A 7355-nucleotide genomic window follows, 5' to 3' on the forward strand; every position below is an offset into this window, starting at 1 on the left:
GCCAGGGTCAGTGGCGGCGTTTGCCGCTGATCGAAAACCCACGGCTGCGCTGGGGCCTGGCCATCGGTGTGGTGGTGTATCTGGTGCTGGCGCTGTCGTCGGTGCAGGTCAACTGGGCGCGGGTGGCGGAAGGCTCCGGCCGAGCGCTCAACTTTCTAGGGGCTTTTTTGCAGCCCGATTTCCTCAGTCGCCAGAACGACATCATCGCCGGGCTGATGGAAAGCCTGACCATGACGCTGACCTCCACCGTGATCGGCGTCTTGCTGGCGATCCCGGTAGGCCTGGGCGCGGCACGCAACATTGCCCCGCTGCCCATCTATACCCTGTGCCGCGCCATCATTGCCATCTCGCGGACGTTTCAGGAGATCATCATCGCCATTCTGTTCGTGGTGATGTTCGGCTTCGGGCCGTTTGCGGGCATGCTGACGCTGGCCTTCGCCACCATCGGTTTCATGGCCAAGCTGTTGGCAGAAGATATCGAGGACCTGGACTGGAAACAGGTCGAAGCCGTGCGTGCCACGGGGGCAAGCTGGTGGCAAACCATGAACCATGCGGTGCAGCCGCAGGTGATGCCGCGCTTGATCGGGCTCTCCATGTACCGTCTGGACATCAATTTCCGTGAATCGTCGGTGATCGGCATCGTCGGCGCGGGGGGCATTGGCGCCACGCTGAACACCTCGCTGAGCCGTTACGAATACGGCACCTCGGCGGCGATCCTGCTGATCATCATTGCCATCGTGCTGATGAGTGAATACGCCTCCAGCCATGTGCGCCGCTGGACCCAGTAGCGCTGCGATGTCTTAACCCGTAAAGGAAATTTCCATGCCTGTTTCGAGTTCCCCCCAAGGCGTGCCGCAGTGGCAGCGGCGCACCACCCGTGCCCAGTGGCTCCAGTATGTGGCCTGGCTGGCAGGTATCTGCCTTTTCCTGCTCTGCTGGAAAGTGATCTCCGACAACACCATGTGGGTGTTCGTGGAAGATGCTGGCCGCCAGGGCAGTGACCTGATCAACCGCATGATGCCGCCCCACTGGGAGTATGCCAGCGTCCTCTGGAAGCCCATGTGGGACACCCTCAACATCGCCACGCTAGGCACCGCGCTGGGCATCGTCATGGCGTTTCCGGTGGCTTTTCTGGCGGCTCGCAACACGACGCCCCACCCGCTGGTGCGCAGCCTGGCGTTGACCATCATCGTTTCGTCACGCTCCATCAACTCACTGATCTGGGCGATGCTGCTGGTGACCATTCTCGGCCCCGGCGTGCTGGCGGGCATCATTGCCATTGCGCTCCGCTCCATTGGCTTCGTGGGCAAGCTGCTCTATGAAGCCATCGAAGAGATCCACCCCACGCCCGTCGAGGCCATCAGCGCCACCGGGGCCAGCCGCCTGCAGGTCATGAACTACGGCGTGTTGCCCCAGGTGATGCCCGCGTTTGCCGGTATCAGCGTGTACCGCTGGGATATCAACATTCGTGAGTCCACGGTGCTGGGCCTGGTGGGCGCAGGCGGCATCGGGCTGCAGCTCAACGCCTCGATCAACAGCCTGGCCTGGAACCAGGTCAGCGTCATCTTCGTGCTGATCTTTGCCACCGTGCTGGTGTCCGAGTGGGTCTCTGCCCGCGTGCGCCACGCCATCATCTGACCGGGAGATACCATGCGCTTTCCTGATGCCGACATCATGACCATCGACCTGATGCGCCACGGTGAGCCACTGGGTGGCCGCATGCTGCGCGGCAGCACCGACCACCCCCTCAGCGAAACCGGTTGGCAGCAGGCCACGGCGGCCGTGATGCGTCACACGGTCGATGGCAGGCCGCCGTTCGATGCCATCGTCAGCTCCCCCCTGGCGCGTTGCCATGAGTTTGCCTTGTGGTTGGGTGAGGAGTTCGACCTGCCCGTGCAAGTGGACGATGACCTGGCCGAGCTCTATCTGGGACGCTGGGAAGGCAAGACCCATGACCAGGTGTTTGTCGAGGAGGGGCACGCGCTGATGAACGCCTTCTGGCACGATCCCACCACGGCAGCGCCGCCGGAAGGGGAAAGCCTGGCGGCGCTGGATGCCCGGGTGAGTGAAGCGTGGCAGCGCCTGCTGAGCCGCCCGCCGGGCAAGCACGTGCTGGTGGTGGCGCATCTGTTCGTCTGCAACGCGCTGCTGCGTCAGGTGATTGCCCAGCCGCTGACCCACGGGCTGGTGATGGACCTGCCTTACGCCGCCATGAGTCGACTACGCCACGAGCGCCATGCGCTGGGCGAATCAACCTTCGTGGAGTGGATCGGGCGCTGAGATGCGTTGCCTGATACGCCCTGACGGATGCGCTCTCGTATAGGCGGCTAGCGGGCACGCGTGACCTGGGCCATGATAGAGACACCCTATCGAGGTTTCTCAGGAGTGCCCCATGCCGTTTGCCCGCGTTTATCCTCTCCTGTCTCTGGCCCTGCTGTTAGTGCTGACCGGTTGCGCCAGCAAGGACGTGGCTCCACCCGCCAAGCCGCCCGTGCAAGGGGGCATGTCACTGGAGCGTGCGCTGATTCTCTCTTACGCCCAGCAATCCATCGGCATTCCTTACCGCTTTGGCGGCAACTCACCGGATGGTCTGGACTGCTCTGGCCTGGTCGAAATGACCTACCGCGCAGCCGGATTACGTGTGCCCCGCACGGCGGACGGCCAGTACCGTGCTCTGCCACGGGTCGATACCCCCCGCCCAGGCGATCTGCTTTTCTTTGGCGAGGGCAGCAAGGCCACCCACGTGGGCATTTATGGCGGTAATCGTCAGATGATCCATGCCCCGGGCAGTGGCCGTGCCGTGGTCAGCGTTCCGCTGGATATCGACTACTGGCAGCAGCGCTTTTTGGGGGCGGCTTCACTGGCGCCTTGATTGGCGAGCCTGATGTACGTCAAGGTTTTCTTCTGAGGCCGCTATACACTCGCCGTGTTTTACTCATCCGCACTTAACCTGGTTTAAGTGCCGCGGTAAAATGCGGCCAGTTTCACCTACAATGTGCATGTGCACGCTAATAATATCGAACACGCCGCTTACCTCCCTGAACGACATATCGAGGCTAAGCACTGCCATGAAAGAGCTACTCCACCGACTGCCCATGCGCTACAAGTTTGCCCTGGTGCTGTTGCTTCCCCTGTTGGCGCTGGGCTGGCTGGGTGCCAGCGGAGCGCTGGATCGCAAAAATACCTTCCATGAGCTCGAACGCCTACAGACCCTCACGGCATTGGCTCAGCAGGCGGGCCACTGGGTACACCAGATGCAGTTGGAGCGCGGCATGAGCGCCGGCTTTTTAGGCAGCCAAGGGGCCAGCTTTGGGAACCGGCTGGCCCAACAGCGGCCGACCACCGATAACGCCGCCGAGACCTTCCTTGAGCAGCGCCAGACGCTGGACCAAACGCTGCTGGGCGCCGGACTCACTCGCCAGTTGGAAGCGATCGAGCAGCGCTGGCAGCAGCAAGCGCAGGTGCGCCAACAGATCGATCGACTGGATATCGCCACTGCCGATGCGCTGGCCCATTACACCGGGCTCAATAACACGCTGATGGCGCTGGTCGGCGAACTGGCCCAGCTGACCGAAGAGGGCGGGATTACCCGCCAGTTAGCGGCTTATTACAACCTGCTGGAAGCCAAGGACCTGGCGGGGATCGAGCGTGCGCTGCTGTCCAATGTCTTTGCTGCAGACGCCATGCCCCCGGCGACGCAGCATCGTTTGCTGTCGTTGGTCGGCGAAGAAAGGGCGTTTCTGGAGAGTGCCTATGTGCTGTCGGATGACGCCCAGCGCGAAGCTCTGAGTGCTGCGCTGAGCGGTCCTGAGATCGAGCGGGTGTTGGCCCGTCGCGAACTGGCGCTGCAGCAAAACGGCGATTACAACGTGAACCCGGAAGAGTGGTTCGACTGGCAAACCGTCAAGATCGGTCGTCTCAAGGCGCTCGAGGACCAGGTCGCGGCGGCCATCGTCGAGGAAACGGCTGGGCGCAAAGGCTCGGCTCAGCAGGCGCTGTGGCAGTATATGGCGATGGCGGTGCTGGCATCGCTCACCGCCATCGGGCTCGCGCTATGGGTCGTGCGGACCATGACGCTACCGTTACAGCAGGCGCTGATCAGTATTGCCGAGCGCGGCGATGACTTGACTCAACGACTGCCCGTGCCCGGTAGCGATGAGCTCTCTCGGCTGTATACCGTCATCAATGAAGCCTCTGCACAAACCGAACGGCTGATCGGGGAAATGAAGCGCTCGGCGCAGTCGGTCTCGGTGGCCAGTAACGAAATCGCCCAAGGCAACCAGGATTTGGCTCAGCGCACCGAAGAGCAGTCTGCCTCGCTGGTGGAAACCGCGTCGAGCATGGAGCAGATGACCGCCACCGTGCGTCAGAACGCCGATAATGCTCATCAGGCCCAGCGCATGACCGGTGAGGTGGCGAATCAGGCTCAGGAGGCCACTCAGGTGGCGCTGCAGGCGCGGGAGGCCATGCAGCAGATTCACCAGGCGAATGAGCAGGTGACCTCCATGGTGGCAGCCATCGACAATATCGCCTTCCAGACCAACCTGCTGGCGCTCAATGCCTCGGTCGAAGCGGCACGGGCGGGTGAGCATGGGCGTGGCTTTGCCGTGGTGGCCGACGAAGTACGCAAGCTGGCCAGTCGTAGTTCTGAAGAGGCCAGCCGGATTCGTCGCTTGGTTGGCAATAACGTGGAGCGTATCGGCGAAGGCGAGCGCTTGGTGGTGGACACCAGCGAGACGCTTGAGCAGATCGCCGCCCGGGTTCAGCAGGTGGCAGTCCTGGTGGATGAGATCGCTACGGCCAGCCATGAGCAATCGGCGGGCGTCGAGCAGATCAGCCACGCCATGGCCCAGTTGGAAGACGTCACCCAGCAGAATGCCTCGCTGGTCGAGCAGGTGGCCACGGCCAGCCGCTCACTGGACGATCAGGCCGAAGAAATGTCGGTGTTGGTCAGCCGCTTTTTGGTGAGCGATGGCGATGCGTCGCGTGTTCCCTCGTTGCGCTACGCCTGAATCACAAGACCGCACGCATGCCTTCACAGGGAGCCGCCGGCTCCCTTTTTTGTGCTCTAGCGCGCGTTGATAGAGCGCTGTTGCTGCCAGCACCCTGCCGGTCAATAGGGTGTTAATATGTCGAAAAGTCATGACATTCACGCTGTTTAGACGAGGAGAGCAGAGACGCATGTGCCCGCCCTTGAACGACCCAAAGGAGCAGTCTTTGCCTCACCCCGCCATGGCTTCCGGCGCTCAGGCGTCGGCGTGGCGTGTGGCAATGTCGACCCTGGATACTCAGGATGCTGCCTCGCCCAGTGCGTCGGCGTTCCGCTATGCCAATGAAGCCATCATCATTACCAACGCCGATAACCAGGTCATAGAGGTGAATCCGGCGTTTAGTGAGCTCACGGGGTTGGCGCTGGAAGACGTGCGCGGCAAGACCCCGGAAGCGTTCAGTATCCTGCCGCTGGACGACCAGCGCAGCGTAAGCTTGATGCGTGAAGAGCTGCAGCTACGTGATCGCAGTAAAAGCCAGGTCAGTTACCGCAGCCATGATGGGCAATTCTATCCCGGCATGCTGTCGATCAATCGCGTCCGCGATACCCAGGGGCGGGTGGATCACCATGTCATGGTGCTGGCAGACCTGTCTGCCATTCCTGCCCATGCTCGGCACCTCAACCGCGAGGTCTATTTCGATGCCTTGACCGGTTTGCCCAACCTGCAGCTGTTGACGCAACTGATTCAGGAGTCGATCCAGCACGCGGAAAACCAGCAGCAGACGCTGGCGGTATGCTCGCTGGATATCGACCACTTCCAAGCCATCAACGAGCGCCTTGGATTGACGGTGGGGGATGCGCTGCTGTCGGCGTTTGCACAGCGACTTAGCCACCAGCTGTTTGGTGATGACGTACTGGCACGCATTGGTGGGGATGAATTCGTCCTGTTGCTGCACCATGGGGTCGATGACGTCTTCTTCGAGAAGCTGCTGGGCTCCATTCGCCAACCGCTGATGGTCGAAGGCCAGGTGGTTTACCTGACGGCTAGCCTCGGCATTACGCGCTACCCGCACGATCATGTGCAGGGGGATGTGCTGCTGCGTCATGCCAACCAGGCCATGTATCGTGCCAAACAACGGGGCCGCGACACCCACCACTTTTTCGATCCCCATCACGACCGTTTGCTACAAGCTCGTCATGAGCAGCGCCAACGCTTCATGGATGCGCTGGACCACGATGAGCTGCGACTGCACTATCAGCCGCAGGTGGACATGCGCAGTGGCCAGGTCGTCGGCGTGGAGGCATTGATTCGTTGGCAACATCCCGAGCGCGGGCTGCTGTCGCCGGGGCAGTTCCTGCCCGCCATCGACGCCACGCCGCTGGAAATCGACCTGGGCGAGTGGGTGATCGAGCAGGCGCTGCGCCAGCTGGCGAGTTGGCAGACGGCCAACATCGTCCTGCCCATCAACGTCAACATCAGCCCTGCGCACCTGCTGACCAGCCAGTTCAGCCAGCGCCTGGCGGCGCTGTTGGCGCGCTATCCGACGGTCTCGCCTGCGCTGCTGAAGCTCGAAGTACTGGAAAGCGCGGCCATGCACGATGTGACCGCCGCGCTGCAAACCATGGCCCGCTGTCAGGCGCTGGGGGTCAGCTTTGCGATCGATGATTTTGGCACTGGCTATTCGTCCTTGACCCATCTTCGCCAACTGCCGGTCAGCTTGATCAAGATCGACCAAAGCTTCGTGCGTGACATGCTGGTGGACCGCGACGACATGGCGATCGTCGAAAGCGTCATCTACATGGCCAACCGCTTCCAGCGGCCGATGCTGGCCGAAGGGGTCGAAACCCTGGAGCATGCCAGGGCGCTGATGGTGCTGGGCTGCGAGCTGGCCCAGGGCTATGGTATCGCTCGGCCGATGCCGCCGGAAGCGTTGCCGGGCTGGCTCGAGCAGTGGCCGCTACGCGATGATTGGCACGGCTTGAGCCGCCTGCAATGAACCCAAGCGTCAAGAGGAGTGGCGGTGGTTGAGGCTGTGACTGACGTCGTGGTCGAGATCAAGCGGCCTGTTCGGCAGTGGCTGACTCAGGGGCCGACGGGTCCGTGCCGTCGCCGCTGCGGGCCTGGTTCATCTCGCTTTGCTCTCGGGCCGCTTCCAGGCGGGCTTCCAGCAGGTACTGGCGTGCCTGGGCGGCCACCTGAAGGTCCTTGGGAGATGGGTCGGCGGGTGCAAGGGCGGCAGCGATGACGGTCTGCATTTTTTCAATGGTGGCCTGGGGGGCGCCCGGCACCGGGACCATAGTCGATGGACACTTCGCCCGCGACCGCATAACGCTGCCCATCAGGGCCGATTTCGTACTCGTAAGT

Annotated in this window: 8 protein-coding genes; 6 read left to right on the forward strand and 2 right to left on the reverse strand. The window is 62.3% G+C overall.

Annotated features, from left to right (window positions below):
* The 6 genes from phnE (B7L71_RS11215) to B7L71_RS11240 all read left to right on the forward strand — a co-directional run.
* A partial coding sequence (phnE, locus tag B7L71_RS11215) for a phosphonate ABC transporter, permease protein PhnE (RefSeq protein ID WP_081138011.1) occupies positions 1–788 on the forward strand: 788 nt, incomplete at its 5' end.
* 34 nt (positions 789–822) lie between these two features.
* A complete protein-coding gene (gene phnE / locus B7L71_RS11220) occupies positions 823–1638 on the forward strand; it encodes a phosphonate ABC transporter, permease protein PhnE (RefSeq protein WP_081138013.1) in 816 nt (271 codons plus the stop codon).
* 12 nt (positions 1639–1650) lie between these two features.
* Positions 1651–2280: a histidine phosphatase family protein gene (locus B7L71_RS11225; protein ID WP_081138015.1), complete on the forward strand. Its 630-nt coding sequence runs from the start codon at positions 1651–1653 to the stop codon at positions 2278–2280.
* A 112-nt stretch (positions 2281–2392) separates the two neighbouring features.
* Positions 2393–2872, forward strand: a complete 480-nt coding sequence (locus B7L71_RS11230) for a C40 family peptidase (RefSeq protein WP_081138017.1) — start codon at positions 2393–2395, stop codon at positions 2870–2872.
* 196 nt (positions 2873–3068) lie between these two features.
* The gene (locus B7L71_RS11235; RefSeq protein ID WP_249273244.1) at positions 3069–5012 is read left to right on the forward strand and encodes a methyl-accepting chemotaxis protein; all 1944 of its coding nucleotides are present in this window, start codon (positions 3069–3071) and stop codon (positions 5010–5012) included.
* Positions 5013–5271: 259 nt separating this feature from the next.
* Positions 5272–6987, forward strand: a complete 1716-nt coding sequence (locus B7L71_RS11240; RefSeq protein WP_446497427.1) for a putative bifunctional diguanylate cyclase/phosphodiesterase — start codon at positions 5272–5274, stop codon at positions 6985–6987.
* A gap of 58 nt (positions 6988–7045) precedes the next feature.
* Here B7L71_RS11240 and B7L71_RS17720 read toward each other — a convergent pair whose 3' ends face one another.
* Complete coding sequence (locus B7L71_RS17720; protein ID WP_249273245.1) at positions 7046–7246, reverse strand: putative metalloprotease CJM1_0395 family protein; 201 nt, start codon at positions 7244–7246, stop codon at positions 7046–7048.
* Positions 7247–7250: 4 nt separating this feature from the next.
* Entirely contained in the window at positions 7251–7340 is a 90-nt protein-coding gene (locus tag B7L71_RS18035) for a hypothetical protein (RefSeq protein ID WP_446497428.1), read from the reverse strand.
* Between the last annotated feature and the right edge of the window lie 15 nt (positions 7341–7355).

The organism is Halomonas sp. BC2, assembly GCF_002078115.1.
Lineage (GTDB): Bacteria > Pseudomonadota > Gammaproteobacteria > Pseudomonadales > Halomonadaceae > Vreelandella > Vreelandella stevensii.